Genomic DNA, 18,558 nt, shown 5'->3' with positions numbered 1-18,558 from the left:
TCAGGAGGCGAACCCGACGTCGAGGTACTGGTCGACGTTGTCGCGGGTCACCACGGCCGAATAGGTCGTGACCGAACGCGGGACCTCGTGCTCGGCCAGGTCGGACACGCCGCGCGCTTGCGCGAGCAGCCGCGCCAGCGAGATCGCCGAGGAGCACATCGACGGGCTGTAGAGCACGGTCGCGCGCATCACGCCGTTGCCCGCCTTGATTCGGTCCATCATCTGCCGCGAGCCCGCGCCGCCGACCATGAAGAACTCGTTGCGCCCGGCGGCCTCGATCGCCGAGAGCACGCCGATGCCCTGGTCGTCGTCGTGGTTCCACACGGCGTCCAGGCGCGACGCGGCCTGCAGCAGGTTGGTGGCCTGCCGCTCACCGGTCTCGGCGGTGAACTCGGCGGCCACCCGGCGCGTGACCTTCAGACCGTGCCGGGCGAGCCCGTCGCGGAAGCCGGCGCTGCGCTCCTGGGTCAGCGGCAGCGAATCGGTGCCGGCGATCTCGGCGATGACCGGGTTGGCCACGGTGGCCTTCCGCAGCTCGGCGGCGATGTAGTCGGCGGCGTTGACGCCCATGCCGTAGTTGTCGCCGCCGATCCACACCCGGTAGGCGTCCGGTGAGTCGAAGACGCGGTCCACGTTGACCACCGGGATCCCGGCTCGCGTGGCGCGCAGGGCCACGTCGGTCATCGCCTTGCCGTCGGCGGGCAGCACCACGAGCACGTCGACCTTGGCGTTGATCAGCGTCTCGACCTGCGCAATCTGCTGGTTGACGTCGGAGCCGCCCTCGGTGGGGCGGAAGGTGACGTCGGGCAGCTTCTCGGCCTGGGCGCGGGCGTAGGTGGTCATGGCGGCCATCCAGCCGTGGTCGGCGGCCGGTGCCGAGAACCCGATGGTGACGTGCTTTCCGGGAGCGGCGTTGTCACCGCCGGCGGCCACGGCGGCCGGGTTCTCCTGCTGCGGTGGGGTGTTGGCCAGGCAGCCGCTCAACACCGCGGTGGCGCCGAGGGCCGTTGAGCCGAACAGGAGTCTTCGACGGGACGTTTCGGGAACGGACATGGTTCCTCCACGACGTTGTGGTGGGTGGGTTGTCAGGGCGAGTCGGCTCGCCGCCGCGATCGTGCTTGGACCAGCACGGCCAGCACGATGATCACGCCCTTGGCGATGTTCTGGATGTCGGTTTCCAGGTTGTTGAGCGTGAAGACGTTGCTGAGCGTGGTGAAGATCAGCACGCCCAGCAGGGTTCCGCCCATGCTGCCGCGGCCGCCGGAGAGCAGGGTTCCGCCGATGACCACGGCGGCGATCGCGTCGAGCTCGTAGAACAGACCGTTGGTCGAGGCACCGGAGGTGGTGCGGGCCACCACCATGATCGCGGCGATGCCGCAGCACAGGCCGGCGAGCGCGAACACCAGGGCGGTGTGCCGGCGGACGTTGATCCCGGCCAGCCGGGCCGCCTCGGCGTTGCCGCCGACGGCGAGCGTGCGGCGGCCGAACGTGGTGCGGTTGAGCAGGACCCATCCCGCGACGAACACGATCGCGAAGATCCAGACCAGCACGGGCACGCCCAGCAGGTGCCCCTTGAGCAGCGCCCCGAAGCCCGGGGCGTCGACGACCTGGGTCTGGCGTCCGCTGATGCGTTCGGCCAGGCCGCGCGCGGAGGCCATCATCGCCAGGGTGGCGATGAACGGCACCACCCGCCCGTAGGCGACCAGCAGCCCGTTGACCAGTCCGCACCCGGCGCCGACCAGCAACGCGCACAGCACCATCACGCCCGCGCCGTAGGATTGGGTCGCCCAGGTCGTCATCCACACGCTCGACAGGGCCACGATCGATCCGACCGACAGGTCGATGCCGCCGGCCGAGATCACGAACGTCATGCCCACGCTGACCACGCCGATCGCAGCTGCCAGCCGCAGGACCGTGGAGATGTTGCCTTCGGTGAGGAAGGCGTCGGGCCTGGTCGCGTAGCCGACCGCGCACAGCGCGATGAGCACGAAGAACAGCGCGGTCAACCGGATGTCGGCGCGCGACCACCACCGGCCGAGCTTGGACGCGGCGGTCGTGGGCGGTGCGGTGAGGGTGTGTTCGTTCGTCACGACGGTGCCTCCATGACCATGTCGAGCACGCTGGACTCGGTGATCTCGTCGGCCGCGGCGGTGTGCACCACGGCGCCGTCGCGCAGCACCAGCACCCGGTCGGCCAGCGCCAGCACTTCCGGGATGTCGCTGGAGACGACCACGATCGCCAGTCCGTCGGCGGCGAGTTGCCGGATGAGCGCGTAGATCTCGGCCCTGGCGCCGACGTCGACGCCCCGGGTGGGTTCGTCGAGCAGCAGGACTCGGCATCCGCGCAGGACCCATCGGCCGATCACGGCTTTCTGCTGGTTGCCGCCGGAGAACGTGGAGATCGGTCGGGCGGGGTCGGCCGGGCGGAGCTGGAGCCGCGTGGCCACGTCGGTGGTGCCGGCGTGCTCGGCGCGTCGGCGGGTGAAGCCCCACTTGCTGTGCCGGGCCAACGACGCCAGCGTCACGTTCTCGGCCAGCGCCATCTGCGGGAGCAGCGCTTGGCTCTTGCGCTCCTCCGGGGTCAGCCCGATCCCCGCGGACACCGCAGCGGCGATGCTGCCGGTGCGCACCGAGCGGCCGTCGACCTGGACAGCACCGGAGTCGGGTGCGCGGGCGCCGAAGATCGTCTCCAGCACTTCGCTGCGACCGCAGCCGACCAGCCCGGCCAGGCCGACGATCTCGCCGGCGTGGGCGGTGAAGCTCATCTCGTCGAACTCGCCGCGTCGCCGCAACCCGCGCACTTCCAGCACCGGCTGATCGGTAGCGCTGCTGCCCGCGGCCTCAAGCTCGGGTGGTTCTCCTCCCGTCATCAGCGCCACCAGCTCGCTGGTGGAGGTCTCGGCGACGGGCAGACCCACCGAGACGGTGCGCCCGTCCTTGAGGACGGTGACCCGGTCGGCGACGCGCCGGATCTCCTCCATGCGGTGGGAGATGTAGACGACGGCAACACCGTCGGCGGTCAGCTCTGAGATGATCCGGAACAGGTTGTCGACCTCGCCCGCGGACAGCGCCGCGGTGGGCTCGTCCATGATGATCAGCTTCGCCTCGTGCCCCAGAGCGCGGGCCATCGACACCAGCTGCCGCGCGGCCGCTGACAGCTCGCCGACGAGCGTGCCGGGGTCGATCTCCGGATGTCCGAGCCGGGCCATCAGCTCCGCGGCCGTGCGCCGGGACGTGCCGCGCTGGCTGAAGCCCGCGGTCGCGGGTTCGTGTCCGAGGAAGATGTTCTCCGCCACGCTCAGGCCGGGCACGAGGTCGAGTTCCTGGTACATCGCGGCGATTCCGCGCCGCAGCGCCGCGGCCGGCGAGCCCAGGGCGACGGCCTCGCCGCGCCACTCGATCGAGCCGCCGTCGGGAGCGTGAGCTCCGGAGAGCACCTTGATCAGGGTGGATTTGCCCGCTCCGTTCTGCCCGAGCAGGCAGTGCACCTCGCCTGATCGGACCCGCAGGTCGACGCCGTCGAGCGCGCGCACACCGGGGAAGTCCTTGACGATGCCGGACATCACCAGCAGGTCGGCGTTGTCGGTCATCTGTCCTCCCGGAGGACGGGGGTCCACCGGCTGTGCTGGGCGGCGCTGCGCTGCACGGCGTCGAGCACGCGTTGCACGTGCAGGCCGGCGGCGAAGTCCGGGCTGGGTGCCGAGCGGTCGGAGACCGCGGTGATGAAGTCGCGCAGTTCGTGGACGAAGGTGTGCTCGTAGCCGAGCACGTGTCCCGGCGGGTACCACGCCTCCAGGTAGGGGTGCTGGGGTTCGGTGGCCAGGACGCGCCGGAAACCGGCGACGTCGGCGGGGTCGGTGCCGTCGTAGAAGGCCAGTTCGTTCATGGACTCGAAGTCGAAGGCGAGACTGCCCTCGCTGCCGTTGACCTCGATGCGCAGGCCGTTCTTGTTGCCGGTGGCGTACCGGGTGGCTTCGAAGGTGCCCAGCGCGCCGTCGCGGAACCGGGCGGTGAACAACGCGGCGTCGTCGACGGTGACCCGTCCCGTGCGGGCGGGGTCGTCTGGCAGCGGCCGCTCGCCGACGAAGGTCTCCACCGAACCCGACACGGCGACGATCTCGTCGCCGACGAGGTGCTGGGCGAGGTCGACGATGTGCGCGCCCAGGTCGCCCAGGGCGCCGGAACCGGCGCGTTCGGCGCGCAACCGCCAGCTCAGCGGTGCCTGCGGATCGACCAGCCAGTCCTGCAGGTACTGCGCGCGGACCTGCCGGATCTCGCCGAGCCGCCCCTGCTGCACCAGCGATCGCGCCAGGGCGAGCGCGGGGACCCGCCGGTAGTTGAACCCGACCATGCTCAGGATCCCGTTGCGCCGGGCGCGGTCGGCCGCCTCGGCCATCGCCTCGGCCTCGGCGACCGAGTTGGCCAGTGGTTTCTCGCACAGCACGTGCTTTCCGGCTTCCAACGCGCCGACGGCGATCTCGGCGTGGCTGTCGCCCGGGGTGCAGATGTCGACGATGTGCACGTCGTCGCGCATCAGCACGGATTTCCAGTCGTCGCTGCACTCCCGCCATCCCAGCCGTGCCGCCGCCGACGCGGCGGCGTCTTTGCGGCGCCCGCAGAGCACGACTCGGTCCGGTCGTGCGGGCAGGTCGAAGACCCGTCCCACGGTGCGCCAGGCATGGGAGTGGACCGCGCCCATGAACGCGTGGCCCACCAGTGCGACTCCAAGTGTGTTCATCCGTCCTCCTGGGTCTCGCGGAGCCGCTACGCGGACCTCCGCCGAGCGAAAAGGGGTGGGATTACTCCGGAGAAACGCCGAGAACGTGATCACTGATCATCGCGGCGGCGCCGAGGATTCCGGCGTTGTCGCCGAGTTCGGACAGCACGATCGGAAGGCTGCTGGTGGCCAGCGGGGTCGAGCGCCGGTACAGCTCGCTGCGCACTTCGGCCAGCAGCACGTGGCCGAGCTTGGACACGCCCCCGCCGACGACGATCATCGCGGGGTTGCAGAAGTTCACCAGCCCGGACAGGACCCGTCCGAGGCGGCGTCCGCCGTCGCGGACGAGCCCGAGGGCCTGCGGGTCACCGGCCCGCATGGCGACGCCGACGTCCTCGGCGGTGAGCACGTGGCGATCGACGAGCAGGTCGCGCAGCCCGGGTGATTCCCCGCCCCGCGCGAGCGCCGTGGCGTCGCGCGAGAGCGCTGCACCGCTGAAACAGGCTTCGAGGCAGCCGGTTCGGCCGCATCGGCACACGGGTCCGGTGTCGTGCAGGGCGATGTGCCCGATGTCGCCGGCGCTGCCGTTGCTGCCGCGCAGCACGCGATGTCCGGCGATGATGCCGCAGCCGATTCCGGTGCCGATCTTGACGAAGAGGAAGTCCGCCACGGACTGGGCGAGGCCGCTGTACATCTCGCCCACGGCCATGAGGTTGACGTCGTTGTCGACCAGGACCGGGCAGTCGAACTGCTGCATGACGTGCTCGCGCACCGGGAAGCGGTCCCAGCCGGGCATGATCGGTGGGGAGACGGTGAACCCGTCGCGGAAGCTGACCGGTCCCGGCACGCCGACGCCGATGCCGTTGAGCGTGGGCAGGTGCCCTGCGGCGCGCAGCTTCCCGATCATCTCCACGGCGCGGCCCAGGATCGGCTCCGGTCCGGCTTCGATGTCGATGACTTCGCTGGTGTGGGCGACGATGTCGAGCCGGCCGTCGATCACGCCGACGTCGAGCGAGGTGGCGCCGATGTCGACTCCGACGAAGCGGAGCTGACCGGAGAGCTGGATCAGCCCGGAGCGGCGACCGCCGCGTGACTCGGCCTTGCCGGCCCGTTCGACGAACCCCATCTCCTCCAAGCGGGCCAGTTCCTGCCCGATCTTGGAGCGAGACAGCGAGAGTTGAGCCGCCAACTCGACGGCCGCTTGCGGCCCGTTGCGCCGCAACGATGTCAGAACCCTGGCTTGGTGAGCGTTTTCCGGTTGCACCGGCTACTCCACTTCTTGCACAGAGCGAATGAAGTGCGTCACAGAGTAGGTCGAATGCGGCATTTGCGGTCAAGGGAGAAGCAACCTTGTCACCCCAACGGCCGCATCGCGTTCTCCACGTCTCCCGAAGCGCCGAATAGCCCGTTGTGGCAAGGAAATTCGGGACACGGCCGAAACTGTTTCGGTCGCGGGGAAGTTGGTGCAACCTGGAAAAACGCCCAAAATGACCGTTGCGCAGAGGTGGGCAGCGGGCCCGCGAGGCTCACTCGGTTGGCCCAGTCACATCAATGCGGTGCTGGGCTGGACGGCTCGCAACGCCTGCTCTGTTCGCGCACGAACGGAATGAGTACGTCCGGATGTGCGGCTGGTGCGACCTGAGCGGTCTGCGGCGCGAATTCGACGCCGGAGCGCGTGCGAGTTTCGCGCAGGCGGGGTCGCGACCGAACTGCGGCGATGCCAGCTTCGCTTCGCCGGAGCCTGCGTATGCCGAACGTCCGCTGTGGACGCGCGCTTCAGGAGCAGACTGCTCCGGTGGCCGCGGAGCCGACCAGCTTCGAGTACTTCGCCAGCACGCCCGTGCGGCGGGCCGGGGTGGGCGGGGTCCAGGCCTGGCGCCGCTGGTCGAGCTCTTCCTGCGGGATGTCGAGGTCGAGGGTCTTGGTGGCCATGTTGAGCACGATCGGGTCGCCGTCCTGCACCAGCGCGATGGTGCCGCCGTCGGTGGCTTCCGGCGCGACGTGTCCGATGCACAGGCCGGTGGTGGCTCCGGAGAAGCGGCCGTCGGTGACCAGCAGCACCTCTTTGCCGAGTCCGGCTCCCTTGATCATCCCGGTCACGGCGAGCATCTCCCGCATCCCAGGTCCTCCGCGCGGGCCTTCGTACCGGATCACCACGACGTCGCCGGCGACGACGGTGCCGTTGGAGACGGCGTCGAGGGCGCCTTGCTCGCCGTCGAAGACCCGGGCGCGGCCGCGGAATTCGGCGGCGTCGAAGCCCGCGGACTTGACCACGGCACCTTCCGGGGCCAGCGAGCCGCGCAGGATGGTGATTCCGCCGGTCGGGTGGATGGGATCGTTCATCGCGTGGATCACGGTCCCGTCGAGGTCTGGCGGGTCGATCTCGGCGAGGTTGTCCGCGACGGTGCGGCCTGTGCAGGTGAGGGCGTCGCCGTGCAGGAGGTCGGCGTCGAGCAGGGCCTTCATCACCACCGGCACCCCGCCGACCTGGTCGACGGTGCTCATCACGTGCGCGCCGAAGGGCTTGACGTCGGCCAGGTGCGGGACGCGGTCGCCGATGCGGTTGAAGTCGTCGAGGCTCAGCGGCACCTGCGCCTCGTTGGCGATCGCGAGCAGGTGCAGCACGGCGTTGGTCGAGCCGCCGAAGGCCAGGACGACGGCGATGGCGTTCTCGAACGCCTCGCGGGTGAGGATGTTCCGGGCGGTGATGCCCTTCTCCAGCATCCCGATGACCGCCTCGCCGGAGGCGCGGGCGATGCCGTCGCGCCTCCGGTCGACGGCGGGTGGGCTGGCCGAGCCCGGCAGGGCCATGCCCAGCGCCTCGGCCGCGCTGGCCATCGTGTTCGCCGTGTACATGCCGGCGCAGGCGCCTTCGCCCGGGCAGATGGCGCGCTCGATCTCGGTGAGCTCCTCGCGGGTGATCAGCCCGCGGGCGCAGGCCCCGACGGCCTCGAACGCATCGGCGATGTTGACCTCGCGGCCGTCGACGTGCCCGGGCAGGATCGTCCCGGCGTAGACGAAGGCGGCTGCCAGGTCGAGCCGGGCGGCGGCCATCAGCATGCCGGGCAGGGACTTGTCGCAGCCGGCGAGCAGGACGGTGCCGTCGAGCCGCTCGGCCTCGACGACCGTCTCCACGGAGTCGGCGATGACTTCGCGGCTGACCAGCGAGTAGTGCATGCCGACGTGGCCCATCGAGATGCCGTCGGAGACCGAAATCGTGCCGAATTCCATCGGGAAGCCGCCTGCGTGGTGCACGCCTTCCTTGGCCGCCTGCGCCAGGCGCTGCAGGGACAGGTTGCAGGGGGTGATCTCGTTCCAGCTCGACGCGATGCCGATCTGCGGCTTGACCAGGTCGGCATCGCGCATCCCGACGGCGCGGAGCATGCCGCGCGCGGCCGTGCGCTCGATGCCGTCGGTGACCTGGCGGGAGCGAAGCTCGAGCTCGGACATCATGCCTCCTCAGCGGGCGCAGTACGAGAGGACAAGGATGGCAGTTCCCGGGCGCGCGGGCACGCCTCCCGTGCCGGTGTTTCAGCGGCTGACCTGGCGGTGCTGCTGGAAGCGCTCGCGCGCGGCCTCGAGGTCGACGATCGGGGTCGCGTAGCCGATCTCGCGCAGCGCCGTCGGCCCGAGTCGCCAGGGCTGGTGCGCCTCGCGCGGGTTGTCGAGGTCGGCGAGTTCCGGAACCCAGCGGCGCACGTAGTCGCCGGTGGGGTCGTAGCGTTCGGCCTGCCGCAGCGGGTTGAGGACGCGGTTCGGGCGCGTGTCGGTGCCGGTGCCCGCGACCCACTGCCAGTTCATCTGGTTGTTGGCGATGTCGCCGTCGAGCAGGTGTTGCTGGAAGTGCGCCGCATCAGCGCGCCAGTCGAGGTAGAGCGTCTTGGTGAGGAAGCTGGCCGTGATCAGCCGGGCGCGGTTGTGCATCCAGCCCTCGGCGGCCAGCTGCCGCATCCCGGCGTCGACGATCGGGATCCCGGTTTGGCCCTCCTGCCAGGATTGGAGTGCGTCTGGATCGTCGCGCCACGCGTCGGCGCGCGAGCGGTAGTCCTCGTGGGACGAGTTCGGGCGGGCCGCCAGCACCTGGAAGTGGAAGTCGCGCCAGGCCAGTTGGCGGACGAAGGCATCGGCGCCTTCGGTGTGGCGGGCACCGGCCTCGGCGGCGAGCTCGAGCGCGGACAGGCACCCGAAGTGCAGGTAGGGAGAGAGCCGGGAGGTCCCGCGTTCGGCGGCGAGATCGTCGTGGCGGTCGTGGTAGCGGTCGGCGTCGTCGCTGAGCCACCGGTGTGCCCGGCGGCGAGCTTCGGTCTCCCCGCCGGGCACACCGGAGCTGGTTCCCGCCGTCCCGGACTCCGGGGCGGACACGCCCGGGGGCAACCGCATGCGGTGAGGAGCGGTTGCGATGCTCCGGCGTGCCGCGTCCGCCCAGCGGCGGTGGTACGGGGTGAACACCGCGAAGTGGTCGTTGCCCTGCGGCGTGATCGCTCCGGCTGCCAGCACGGTGTGCACCGCGTCGTGGACCGTGAGCTCGTACCGCTGGGCGGTCAGCGCCTCGGCCAACCGCTGCTGTCGCCGGACGGCGAAAGCCGACGCGTCGGCGGCGATGTGCACCGCGGTGGCATCGACCTCGTGGGCGAGCCGGGCCACTTCGGCGACCAGGTCGCCCTCGCGCCGGACGAGCGCCGCACCGCGCTCGCGCAACTGCGCGTCGAGGTCGGCGAGGCACTCGGCGAGGAAGCGGCTGCGGGGGCCGGTGGCGAACCCGGTCGCCGCGAGCTTCTCGTCGTGCACGAACAGCGGCACGACGTGGTCGGCACCGGCGGCCGCGGCGAGCACCGGGTTGTCGTGCACGCGCAGGTCACGGGTGAACACGACGATCGCGGTGGTGGACATCGGCGGGATGCTCCGGTGGGGGAGGAGTGGCGGCGCCCGGATCGGGTCGCTGAGTGCCGGTTGTCAGATGGACGGGGCTCCTTCGCGGTGGGACCGGCGGGAAGGCGGTGGTGGTCTCATCGGTTCCGCAGCGCGTAACGCCGCTCAGCGTAGGCCAAGTCGTCGCGCCACAGCCGTTTCGCCGTGCGCCTCATGAGCGGACGGAGCGCGGACGCGGCGCGTCGGGCGACCGCGAAGCCGGGACGGGGTGAATCGGCCACGACCGCCTCGATGACCGCCGACCTGAACCGGCCGTCGGCTGCCCGTCCGAGCGGTGTTGCGTGCGTTTCCACCACGCTTCCAGTCCCTTCGCCCTCGACGATGCGCATGACCACGGTCCTCGGCTCCGGGCAGGTGAACTCCGCGCGCACCGGCACGCCGAACCGGCCTGCGACGCGGAAGGTCACCTCCACCAGGAACCGGTCCTCGACCTGGTCGTCGAGGACCGGCGGTGGGGCGCTGAGCACCTTCAGCCGGGCGAACGAGTAGGGGTGGAACCAGGAACCGTGCCAGGGATCCAGCCGGTTGGCGATGATGTCCGACGGTTCGCACACCCCCACCACGGAGGTCACGGCCGCGATGCGGGTGGACTCGGGAGGCCGCTCGGCCAGGACCGGTCCGGCCAACGGCTCCTCACCGCCGACGGGGTCGAGGCGCACCCACGCGAGAACACCGTCATCGTGGCACGGCAACGGTTTCCAGCCCCGCCCGGCGCCCGGACCCACGCGGAGCCCGTGCCATCGGCACACCAGCGCGTCGCAGTCCACCGCGGCTTCGCTCAGCGGTGCGCCGAGATGAGGACAGCTGCCGGGTCCCACGTGCAGCGTCCCCTGCGAGTCGCGCCAGGCGACCAGTTCGGTCCCGGCGACCCGGAATCCGCGGGGACGTTCGGCACTGACGTGCCCGCTGGGGGCGAAGACGTACCAGTTCCCGGACGGTCTCGCCTCGGCCCTCTTGAGCGCTGCGTCGATGATCGCCGGCTCGGCGTCCCGGTAGGTCGGCTCCTGGTCGGTCCAGCCGCTCTCCAGGACCGGTTGCAGGGGCCAACGCCGGGGCCAGTGCCGATCCAGCGCGTGCCAAGCCCTCATGAACCACCCTCCGTCACGCGTGCGGCGAGCCAGCGGAGCACGGCCGATCGTCCTGCCGTCGGCACCGAGAACAGGTCGTGGCCTGGCAGGCCCCATCGTTCGAGCAGGCGGTTCGCGGCGTGCCAACCGGTGGTGGCCGCGCGCTCCATCAGCGCCACCGGCAGGTCGATCCGGATCCCGTCGCCGGCCAGCACCAGGCCCGGATGCGGGGTGGCCACGCCCGGCCGCCGAGCGAAGTCCCCCAACCCGAACATCGGGCAGTCCTCCCGCCAGAGGAAGGATTCGGCGAGCACGCCGGCTCTGGCCGTCTCCGGGTAGATCTCGTGCAAGCGGCGCACCAGGTCCCTGCGCAGCCGATCGGTGGCCTTCCGGTCGGGGCCGCGATCTGCGGGTATCGCGTAGGCGTGCAGCTCGACGACCGAACCCCCGTGGCGGGTCGCCCAGTCTTGTGCGTCGCGGTCGTAGCGGTCAAGGACGCTGATGTTGTCCAACGGCGCGCGCCCGGCCGTGCCCAGGAACGCGGGGCGGTGTGGCGCCACCGGGGCGTCGAGCCACAGGCGGTGGACGAAGAACGGCGGCGCCGTTCGTATGCTGCGCACCGATTCGGTCCAGTGCGGTGCGTGCAGCGTCGGGGAGGCGTCGACGATCTCGCGGAGACCGGCCACGTCGGCGGCCAGGACCACGCCGTCGGCGTGCTCAGTGCGCCCCGCGTCGTCGTGCACCTCGAACGCCCGTCGGCCTTCGACGAGATCGATCCGCTGGACGGCGGTGCCCGTGAGGAACTTGGTGCCGCGGTCGGTCAGGTACTTCTGCAGCGGTGTCCACAGGCTCCGGTCGAACCCGGCGTTGGGGACGTCGAAGAGGATTCCCTCGGTGGAGCCGAGGAAGTAGATGTGGAACATCGCGGCGAGTTCCGCGGCCGACATCTGCGATGGGGGTGCGAAGAAGCTGCGGGAGAAGACCTCGAACGCCAGGTGCCGGGCTTCCGGTGGGAAGTTGATGGACCGCAGGAAGCTCTCGGCGTCGACGTGGTCCAGCTGGTGGTAGGTCCCCGGCACGGTGACGTTGCCCAGCGGTGCCGCAGCGCGGGGATCCAGGTGAAGCAGGTCCCGCTTGCGGAAGGTGGGGCTGCGGAGGGCGAAAGCGACCGCGTTCCAAGGCGGGGTGCGGGGGAGTCCTCGGAAGCTGTCCAGCCGGCCGGACGAGTCCAGCAGCGGGTAGTCCTCCAGCGCGGTCAACCTCTCCAGCCTGGGATCGGTGCGTTGCAGCAGCTGTCGGAGGTTGTAGTACTGCCGGAAGAACGCGTGGAACCCGCGGCTCATGGCGATCTCCTCGCCGCCGTCGAGCCCTTCGGTCCAGCCACCGGCCCTGCCGCCGAGATGGGGTTCGCGCTCGATGAGCCGCACGTCCACCCCGCGCTCGGCGAGTCCGGTCGCCGCGCTCAATCCCGCGATCCCGCCACCGACGACGACCACCCGCCGACGGCCGGTGGTTCTCGCCGCCTGCGGCGCGCGGTGCGGCCGGTGGCGGACGATCTTGCGATCGGTCCCGATCTCAACGCCCATCGTGACCTCGATCCGTTTCCGCCGGGCGTCGTGCGACGAACGTGTGGACCACGTTGCGCTGCCAGCCCGTCATCGTCGCGGAGCGCACCGCGGTGAAGCCCGCCTCACCGAGCCTGCGGCAGAACCGGTTCACCCCGTCGAACTCCGCGACGCTGCGCCGGAGGTAGCGGAACAACGCGGCGTCTCCGGTGGTGGCGAAACCGGCGGGGATGATCACAGCGCAGCACACCGCGTTCCACGTGGCGCGCGCCGGTAGCGAGTCGCGCACGGAGTACTCGTGGACACCCAACGAACCGCCCGGGCGGAGCAGGCCTCGCAACGCCCGCAGCTGCGCGTCCGGGTCGGGCAAGTTGCGGATCAGGTAAGCAGCGAAGATCCCGTCGAACGGGTAGTGCTCCACGGCGGTGCCCGGCGATTCGATCGGCGCGTGCAGGAACCGCACCGATTCCGGCCAGTCCTTGCGGCGCGCGCGATCCAGCATCGCCGCCGAGGCGTCCACCGCCACGATCTCCGCGTGCGGGTACACCTCCGCCAGCGCCGCGGTCGACGCTCCCGTCCCGCACCCGGCGTCGAGCAGCCGCAACCCGGAACCCGCCCCCGGCAAACCCATGCGGCGGGCCGAGCAGCGCAGGTGCCGGTGGTAGCCGGGGTTGGCCGCGACGAGCCGGTCGTAGGCGTTGGCCGCACCATCGAATGCCGCAACCACCGCGGGGCCGCCCGCACGCGCCTCATCCGCTCTCACCGCGCATCCCCTTCCTCGGGCACCGAGGCTTCCGCGCGGCGCCGGTGTTCCCAGAGCAGCAGCACGGAGGTCACCAGCGAGAATCCGAACAGGAAGTCCTCGACCGGGATGTCCCACGGGAACCGAACGCCGCTGACGTGCTCCGCGGCGTACACGACGACCGGCTCGTCGAGCCGGGTGAGCAGGCCGTCGACCGGGATCTGGAATCCGAGCACGATGATCATCGTCACCCAGTAGCTCGGCTTGGCGAACAATCCCGTGCGCAGCAACGTCCACTCCCACAGCAGCACGGCTGGTACCGACAGCAGGGCGGGCAGGGTGTAGCCGATCCCGATCACGGCGCGCGTTCCTTCCGGGCACGTGGGCGCCCCGTTCGACGGGATGCGGTCAGCAGCGCCTCGACGCTGCCGAAGGTCAGCAGAGCGCAGAGCGGAATCACGAAGAAGAACAGCACTTCCTCGATCGGGAGGCCGAGCGCTTCCACCCCGGAGACGCGACGCGGGTCGAGCGCCCACACACCGCTGGTGATGGCCACCGCGTCCCAGACCAGGAACACCGCTGCGACCGGCAGCACGGTCTTGATCGTGCGCACCGGCTTGCGGTAGACCCTGCCCCCGAGGAATTCCAGCGGTGCGGTGATGACCACGCACAGGGCGAGGACGAGCAGGTATCGCATCGGATCGGCTGTCATCGCGGGCCCACTGGCGCCTGGTCGCTCATGCGACCTCCCTTCGCTGCTGGCCGGTTCGCCGTGCGCGGCTGGTCCGCCTGGCCAGGGTTGACCGGATCAGCCCCGATGTCGCGACGCGGGTTCGGTGCCAGCGTCCGACCGTCGCGCGGATCTGGAAGACGGCGAAGTCCTCGTCCTCGATGCGGTTGAGGATCCGGGCGTAGAGGGTGCACGCCGTCTCGACGCAGGGACGTGAAACCGGTTCGAGCAAGGCGATTCCCGCTCGCGCGAATCGGTAGATCTCCCCGGTCTTGGCGTGCTGCTCGGCCAGAGCGCGGCGAACCCGGGGGTCGGTGCGCCGGTGCTGCTTGCACCAGTGGAGCAGCTCTCGGTCCACGCCGTGCACGGCCAGCTCGTCCGCTGGCAGGTAGACCCTGTCGCGGTCCAGGTCCTCGGCGACGTCGCGCAGGAAGTTGGTCAACTGGAACGCCTTTCCCAGCGCTGCGGCGTGCGGTGCCGCGCGCTCGGGCGGGCTCACGGTACCCAGCACCGGGAGCAGTTGCAGCCCGATGGCTTCCGCGGACCCGCGCATGTACCGGTTCAGGGCCGCGCGGTCCGGGTAGTCGCGCACCGACAGGTCCATGCGCATCGATGCCAGGAAGTCCTCGAACAGCGTGCGGTCCAGTCCGTGCTGTCCGGCGGTGTGCACCACCGCAGCGAGCAGGTCGTCGCGACTTTCGCCCTGGTCGAGACCTGTCAGCAGCTCGTTGCGCAGCTCTGCCAGCGCGCGGCTGCGATCGACTCGGGTGTCCGGGGGCACAGGCTCGTCAACGATGTCGTCGGCACGACGCGCGAACCCGTACAGCGCGTGCACCGCCGGTCGCCGTGGCCTGGGGAGCAACCGGGTGGCCAGGAAGTAGGTCCGCCCGTGCTGGGCGTTCAGGCTGCGGCACCGCTGGTACGCCTGGCGGAGTCGGGGATCGGTGATCCCGGCGGCGTCGAGTTCTGAATCGCTCACGGGTGCTTCCCCACAGCTCGCATCGGGCCGCGCTCGCTCGACGAGCGCGGCAGTCCCACTCCTGCAACGCGGTCCGCGGCCAGGCGTCTCCGGAACCTGAGCCCGGCTCATCTCGAATCGGGGCGCGAATGCGATCGGGACGATGGTAGGAACGTGGCACGAGCGATGCGACTCGATCTCGTCGCCGTTCACCGTGCGACCTGCGCGCTGAGCTGATCACCGGGCTGTTCGCCCACACCCGGCTTGGAACGACTGGTCCAAGCGTCAGTGCGGTGTCACCGTGCCATTGCTGATGTGGGTGACCGCGCCACGGATGTCGTGCCAGCTCAGTCCGGTGTCTGCGAGCGGAATGATCAGGTCACCGGCCAGGCCGGAGCCACCGATCGGGCCGCCCCAGTGCGGCACCCGCACCGAGAGCCATCGGCCCCGCCGCAGGCGAACTCGCTTGACCGCAGACCAGGGGGCTGTGAACGTACCCGCATCCGAAATGTAGGTCACCCCGCCGGGGGCGAAGACCAGCTGGAGACCACGCATCGCGGCGTGCACCCGGTACACGCGCAGGTGGTGGCCGAGAAGAAGAGCAAAGAGCAGAGCGAGGGGGAAGTACACGAACCCAGCGATGCTTCCCAGTGCGGTGAGGGCGGCCCCTGCCGCCAACTCGATGACGACCACCACGGCCTGGGCGATGATCGGGAGCCGCATGCGCCGGAGTTCGCGCTGGTACGCGTGCGGAGTGCGGGTGATGACGAAGGTGGTCGCGGCAGGAGGTGGAACGGGGTGCACCAGGACAGTGTTCCACTGTCCACCCGGGCACAGCGGCGTTCCGATGAGGTTCCCCGGACCGATCGACGTCACCGCGCCGACGAGCACAGCCTTGTGGCGCGCCCGTAGCAGCGGTAACCGCGGACGGAGCCGTTGACCTCGGCCGCGTCGAGGTCAACGGCGTCGTGATCACGCGGGCATGGATGGCAGGTCGGGCTCGCCTTGGGCGGCTCGTGCGGCCTGAACGCACCGCCGTCAACAGAGGCGAACTGCCTGGGCAACACGTGCGCTGCGGGGTTGTGGTTTTCGCTGATGGTGGCGGGTGTTGTTGGAGGTTCTGCCAATGCCGGCGTCTGTGTTGCGTACCTCATCATGTCGACATGACGGAACAGCCGAAATCGCCCGTGCCGCCGCCTTCCGTCATGGAAGTCGAGCAGCACGGGGTCGAGCGCATTCCCGACGCCGAGCGAACGGCGCGGCCGCTGGATCTGTTCCGGCTGAGCTTCGGTGGCGCGAACACGTTCGCCACGGCTGTGCTGGGTGCTTTTCCGATCCTGTTCGGGTTGTCGTTCTGGCACGGTCTGGCCGCCACCCTGCTCGGGCTCGTGGTCGGAGCGCTGGTGCTGTGCCCGATGGCGGTGTTCGGGCCGGTGAACGGGACCAACAACGCTGTTTCGTCCTCTGCGCATCTCGGAGTGCATGGCCGGATCGTCGGCTCGTTCTTGGCTCTGCTGACGGCCATCACGTTCTTCTCGATCTCGGTCTGGAGCTCCGGCGATGCTCTCGTCGGTGCTGCGTCCCGGCTGTTCGGCGTGGCGCAGTCCACCTCCGGCTTGGTGATCGCCTACGGGTTGTTCGCGGTGCTCGTGCTGGTAGTGTGCGTGTTCGGGTTCCGGTTGATGCTGCTGGTCAACAAGATCGCGGTCGTGGCGACGACAGCTCTGTTCGTGGTCGGCGCGTTCGCCTTCGGCGGTGATTTCGACCCGTCGTACGCGGGAACGCTGACGGATGCGGCACCTTCGGTGTTCTGGCCGTCGTTCCTCGGTGCCGCTCTGATCGTGATGGCCAACCCGATGTCGTTCGGGGCGTTCCTCGGGGACTGGTCGCGCTACATCCCCGCGCGCACACCCGGACGCCAGGTCATCGCCGCCGCTTTCCTGGCCCAGGTCGCCACGGTCGTGCCGTTCGTCTTCGGTCTGGGCACCGCCACGGTGATCGCGCAGCAGGCGCCCGAGTACCTCGAGGCCGCGGCCCCTAACTACGTCGGTGGGCTGCTCGCCATCTCGCCGACCTGGTACTTCGCGCCGCTGTGCCTGATCGCTCTGATCGGGGGCATGTCGACCGGCACGACCGCGCTTTACGGGACCGGCCTGGACTTCTCCAGCGTGTTCCCGCGGTTCACGCGGGTGCAGGCCACGGTGCTGATCGGCGTCGTGTCCATCGCGCTGATCTTCATCGGCCGGTTCGGCTTCGACCTAGTGCAGAGCATCTCCACCTTCGCGGTGCTCATCGTGACCTGCGGGGCGCCGTGGATGGTGGTGATGATCCTCGGGTTCCTCACCCGACGCGGCTGGTACGACCCGGAGGCCCTGCAGGTCTTCAACCGGCGCCAGCGCGGCGGCCGGTACTGGTTCCACCACGGCTGGAACTGGCGCGGCATGACCGCCTGGCTGCTGTCAGCGGCGGCCGGACTGGCCTTCGTCAACGTGCCCGACCAGTTCGTCGGCCCGCTCGGCGACCTCGCGGGCGGCGTGGACATCAGCCTTCCGCTGTCGATGGCACTGGCCGGCACCAGCTACCTCGCGCTGCTGTGGCTGCACCCCGAACCGCGCGCCGTCTTCGGCCCGCGAGGACCGCGCTGGACTCGAACGAGAGACGCCGACACCCCACCGATCACGGACAGGGGTCAACCGGTCAGCGCTCCGGTGCACAACCTCGCCAGCGCAACCGGTGATCGTGACACCTCGGTACCGGGAACCTGATCGAGGCCCGCCGCAGAAGGTGCGGGAGGCGCTCGATCGTCTAGGCATGAGCGCCTCTACCGCATGGACATCGCTGACGCCCGGGCCTTTGGCAGGCTAGTTGAGACCTGTGCGTTTCACTGGGTTGCGCAAGGCAAAAATAGGTCTCATCAGAGATCAACTCGGTGCGAGCATGCGAACCGGGTCAGGTCGACGAGGTCGTTCCTGTGCGGCCGGCCCGAATGGGATGCCCGACGGAGGAGATCATGACCGGCACCAATGACCACGCATCCGACAGTCTCGAGCAGGTCAGGGCTGACATCGACGAAGTCGACCGCAAACTCGTCGACCTGCTCGCAGCCCGAGGTAGGTGTGTCCAGCGCGCCGCCACGTTCAAGCGGAATGAAGCTGAAGTCCGAGGACCGCAGCCACGCATCGACCACATCATCACGCGCGCACGTGCGGCCGCAGTCGAGACTGGTGCCAACCCTGACGTCGTGGAAGCAACCTTTCGCGCCATGATCAAAGCCTTCATCGATGCCGAGCTCGCCATCCACGCCACGCTCGACAATGACGAGCTTCGGTAGCTCAAGACAGGTTCAGCCAGTTGCCGAACTGCGCTGATCACGGGATTCGCTCGGTGGCCGCAACCTACGAGTCAACGTCATCGACTCCGGCACTGTTGACGCAGACTGGATGACGGTGCGTCCCTACGCATTCGTGGTGCGGTGCAGGATGGGGCGCGAGGAAGGTGTCGCAGATCAGCACGTTCAGAACGCCGCTGCGCAGTGCCCGAGGACGCCGCGTGCTTGTCGGTTCCTGCGGAGCCCCGACGGTCAAGCTCATCCGCGCGACCGACGGCCCCGTCGTCGGCCTGCACATGGTCGGCGACCGCGTCGGTGAGCTCATCGGCGAGGTGCAGCTGATCTACAACCACAGCAGGAGGAGCACGCCGCACGCGGTGAGCACGTGCCGGGCGGGGCGGGGGAGCGGGTTGGTCTCGGCGGGCACCTCGGTTCGCACGCGGCGAGGCTATGACATGCGAACTCGAGGCCACCTCGGCCGGACGGCCCGAGGTGCGCGAAACGGGCACCGGCCTGGTGGCCG

General features: G+C 70.0%; 16 protein-coding genes. 2 read left to right on the top strand and 14 right to left on the bottom strand.

Annotated elements, in window-relative coordinates; translation table 11 throughout:
* The 14 genes from R4I43_RS03010 to R4I43_RS02945 all read right to left on the bottom strand — a co-directional run bounded on the left by R4I43_RS03010 (nt 1) and on the right by R4I43_RS02945 (nt 15,430).
* Nucleotides 1–1,053, bottom strand: coding sequence for a substrate-binding domain-containing protein (locus R4I43_RS03010; RefSeq protein WP_324263941.1), 1,053 nt, complete (start codon nt 1,051–1,053; stop codon nt 1–3).
* Between the two features lie 32 nt (nt 1,054–1,085).
* Nucleotides 1,086–2,090, bottom strand: coding sequence for an ABC transporter permease (locus tag R4I43_RS03005; RefSeq protein WP_407691185.1), 1,005 nt, complete (start codon nt 2,088–2,090; stop codon nt 1,086–1,088).
* Nucleotides 2,087–3,589, bottom strand: coding sequence for a sugar ABC transporter ATP-binding protein (locus R4I43_RS03000; protein WP_324263940.1), 1,503 nt, complete (start codon nt 3,587–3,589; stop codon nt 2,087–2,089). The genes R4I43_RS03005 and R4I43_RS03000 overlap by 4 nt, the downstream gene beginning before the upstream one ends.
* Nucleotides 3,586–4,737: a Gfo/Idh/MocA family protein gene (locus R4I43_RS02995; protein ID WP_324263939.1), complete on the bottom strand. Its 1,152-nt coding sequence runs from the start codon at nt 4,735–4,737 to the stop codon at nt 3,586–3,588. The genes R4I43_RS03000 and R4I43_RS02995 overlap by 4 nt, the downstream gene beginning before the upstream one ends.
* A 61-nt stretch (nt 4,738–4,798) precedes the next feature.
* Entirely contained in the window at nt 4,799–5,980 is a 1,182-nt protein-coding gene (locus tag R4I43_RS02990; RefSeq protein WP_324263938.1) for an ROK family transcriptional regulator, read from the bottom strand.
* Between the two features lie 512 nt (nt 5,981–6,492).
* The gene (gene ilvD, locus R4I43_RS02985; protein WP_324263937.1) at nt 6,493–8,166 is read right to left on the bottom strand and encodes a dihydroxy-acid dehydratase; all 1,674 of its coding nucleotides are present in this window, start codon (nt 8,164–8,166) and stop codon (nt 6,493–6,495) included.
* 81 nt (nt 8,167–8,247) lie between these two features.
* Nucleotides 8,248–9,606: a cryptochrome/photolyase family protein gene (locus tag R4I43_RS02980; protein WP_324263936.1), complete on the bottom strand. Its 1,359-nt coding sequence runs from the start codon at nt 9,604–9,606 to the stop codon at nt 8,248–8,250.
* Between the two features lie 116 nt (nt 9,607–9,722).
* Entirely contained in the window at nt 9,723–10,733 is a 1,011-nt protein-coding gene (locus R4I43_RS02975; RefSeq protein WP_324263935.1) for a DUF5914 domain-containing protein, read from the bottom strand.
* Entirely contained in the window at nt 10,730–12,298 is a 1,569-nt protein-coding gene (locus R4I43_RS02970; RefSeq protein ID WP_324263934.1) for an FAD-dependent oxidoreductase, read from the bottom strand. The genes R4I43_RS02975 and R4I43_RS02970 overlap by 4 nt, the downstream gene beginning before the upstream one ends.
* On the bottom strand, nt 12,288–13,040 hold the full coding sequence (locus R4I43_RS02965) for a class I SAM-dependent methyltransferase (RefSeq protein WP_324263933.1): 753 nt from the start codon (nt 13,038–13,040) through the stop codon (nt 12,288–12,290). The genes R4I43_RS02970 and R4I43_RS02965 overlap by 11 nt, the downstream gene beginning before the upstream one ends.
* Nucleotides 13,037–13,378, bottom strand: coding sequence for a lycopene cyclase domain-containing protein (locus R4I43_RS02960; RefSeq protein ID WP_324263932.1), 342 nt, complete (start codon nt 13,376–13,378; stop codon nt 13,037–13,039). The genes R4I43_RS02965 and R4I43_RS02960 overlap by 4 nt, the downstream gene beginning before the upstream one ends.
* Complete coding sequence (locus R4I43_RS02955; RefSeq protein ID WP_324263931.1) at nt 13,375–13,716, bottom strand: lycopene cyclase domain-containing protein; 342 nt, start codon at nt 13,714–13,716, stop codon at nt 13,375–13,377. Before R4I43_RS02955 ends, R4I43_RS02960 begins: the two co-directional genes overlap by 4 nt.
* Nucleotides 13,717–13,756: 40 nt before the next feature.
* Nucleotides 13,757–14,728, bottom strand: coding sequence for a phytoene/squalene synthase family protein (locus tag R4I43_RS02950; protein WP_324263930.1), 972 nt, complete (start codon nt 14,726–14,728; stop codon nt 13,757–13,759).
* A gap of 264 nt (nt 14,729–14,992) precedes the next feature.
* The gene (locus R4I43_RS02945) at nt 14,993–15,430 is read right to left on the bottom strand and encodes a hypothetical protein (protein WP_324263929.1); all 438 of its coding nucleotides are present in this window, start codon (nt 15,428–15,430) and stop codon (nt 14,993–14,995) included.
* Between the two features lie 440 nt (nt 15,431–15,870).
* Here R4I43_RS02945 and R4I43_RS02940 point away from each other — a divergent pair, with 440 nt between their 5' ends.
* Together R4I43_RS02940 and R4I43_RS02935 are read left to right on the top strand one after the other, a co-directional pair.
* Entirely contained in the window at nt 15,871–17,472 is a 1,602-nt protein-coding gene (locus tag R4I43_RS02940; RefSeq protein ID WP_324263928.1) for a purine-cytosine permease family protein, read from the top strand.
* A 245-nt stretch (nt 17,473–17,717) separates the two neighbouring features.
* The gene (locus tag R4I43_RS02935; protein WP_324263927.1) at nt 17,718–18,038 is read left to right on the top strand and encodes a chorismate mutase; all 321 of its coding nucleotides are present in this window, start codon (nt 17,718–17,720) and stop codon (nt 18,036–18,038) included.
* The last annotated feature ends 520 nt before the right edge of the window (nt 18,039–18,558 follow it).

The organism is Saccharopolyspora mangrovi, assembly GCF_035320975.1.
GTDB lineage: Bacteria > Actinomycetota > Actinomycetes > Mycobacteriales > Pseudonocardiaceae > Saccharopolyspora > Saccharopolyspora mangrovi.
This window is presented reverse-complemented; position numbering and strand designations above follow the sequence as displayed.

Coding starts and splice junctions, on each gene's coding strand:
- R4I43_RS03010 (WP_324263941.1), bottom strand. CDS start 1,053: ATGTCCGTTCCCGAAACGTCCCGTCGAAGACTCCTGTTCGGCTCAACG.
- R4I43_RS03000 (WP_324263940.1), bottom strand. CDS start 3,589: ATGACCGACAACGCCGACCTGCTGGTGATGTCCGGCATCGTCAAGGAC.
- R4I43_RS02995 (WP_324263939.1), bottom strand. CDS start 4,737: ATGAACACACTTGGAGTCGCACTGGTGGGCCACGCGTTCATGGGCGCG.
- ilvD (WP_324263937.1), bottom strand. CDS start 8,166: ATGTCCGAGCTCGAGCTTCGCTCCCGCCAGGTCACCGACGGCATCGAG.
- R4I43_RS02980 (WP_324263936.1), bottom strand. CDS start 9,606: ATGTCCACCACCGCGATCGTCGTGTTCACCCGTGACCTGCGCGTGCAC.
- R4I43_RS02975 (WP_324263935.1), bottom strand. CDS start 10,733: ATGAGGGCTTGGCACGCGCTGGATCGGCACTGGCCCCGGCGTTGGCCC.
- R4I43_RS02970 (WP_324263934.1), bottom strand. CDS start 12,298: ATGGGCGTTGAGATCGGGACCGATCGCAAGATCGTCCGCCACCGGCCG.
- R4I43_RS02955 (WP_324263931.1), bottom strand. CDS start 13,716: ATGCGATACCTGCTCGTCCTCGCCCTGTGCGTGGTCATCACCGCACCG.
- R4I43_RS02945 (WP_324263929.1), bottom strand. CDS start 15,430: ATGCGGCTCCCGATCATCGCCCAGGCCGTGGTGGTCGTCATCGAGTTG.
- R4I43_RS02940 (WP_324263928.1), top strand. CDS start 15,871: ATGACGGAACAGCCGAAATCGCCCGTGCCGCCGCCTTCCGTCATGGAA.
- R4I43_RS02935 (WP_324263927.1), top strand. CDS start 17,718: ATGACCGGCACCAATGACCACGCATCCGACAGTCTCGAGCAGGTCAGG.